At 68.4% G+C, this 1002-nt stretch carries 1 protein-coding gene; it reads left to right on the forward strand.

Features of this window, described 5'->3' with window-relative positions; all coding sequences use genetic code 11:
* Positions 1–1002, forward strand: a 1002-nt coding sequence (locus tag IVB32_RS03675) for an FAD-binding oxidoreductase (protein ID WP_247409850.1), incomplete at both ends; no start/stop codon positions are given.

Consider the following 1002-nt stretch of genomic DNA (forward strand, 5'->3'; position numbering starts at 1 on the left):
CGGCTGATCAGCCGGTTGCGGATGCTGAACGAGGATTTCGACACCGAGGCCGAGGGCTGGCAGGTCGATCGCGTCCGCGCGGCACTCAAGACCGATCGCTACTTCCACGGCGTGTATTATCCGAAGGCATTCCAGGTCGACGGGTGCAAATATGTGCATGGCCTCGCGGCGCTGGCGCGGCGCGCAGGCGCCCGCATCTTCGAGGACACGCCGGTCGTCAGTATCGATCATTCCGGCATCCGCAAGCGCATCGTCACGCCCTCGGCGCGGCTGCGCGCCACCCATATCGTGCTCGCCGGCAACATCCATCTCGGCGCGCCGTTGCGGCGCCTATCGGACACGCTGCTGCCGGTCTGGCGCTATGCCGGCATCACCGCGCCGCTCGGCGAGCGCGTGCACGAGATCATCGGCTTCAAGGGATCGGTGATGGATTCCGACGGCGTCGACCATTTCCGGATCGTCGATGGCGACCGGCTGATGTGGGAAAGTCCGGAGACCACTTGGGCCGCACGGCCGCAGCGCTTTGCAGGCAGCGTCAGACGGCGGATCCGGTCGATCTTTCCCCAGCTCGGCAATGTCGAGATCACCGACATGTTCGGCGGCGCCACCGGCCAGACCGTGCACGGGATGCCGCAGATCGGCCAGTTGCGCAAAGGCCTCTGGGTCGCAAGCGGCTTCGGTCGCCAAGGCATGAACACCTCGGCCATGGCCGGGCAGATGATCGCCCGCAGCATCCTGTGGGGCGACGAGCGCTGGAAGCTGTTCTCGCCGTTCGAGCTGGTCTGGGCGGGGGGAACGACGGGGCGGGTTGCCGGGCAACTGGTCGGAATCTGGGGCAGGGCGAGTTCCGCCGCCGCAGGCTCGCTTGCCCGCTATCGCGAGCGTGCCAAGGTCAAGGACCGGGAACGCGAGGCGCGGCTGGCCGAAGCCAACCGGGCCGCCGGGACCGGTCCGCGCCGGCCTCCGTCAGGCGTCAGGCCGCGGCTTGCCCAGCCGCCGAAA

Origin of the sequence: Bradyrhizobium sp. 23 (genome assembly GCF_023073295.1) — a bacterium.
GTDB classification, from domain to species: Bacteria; Pseudomonadota; Alphaproteobacteria; order Rhizobiales; family Xanthobacteraceae; genus Bradyrhizobium; species Bradyrhizobium canariense_D.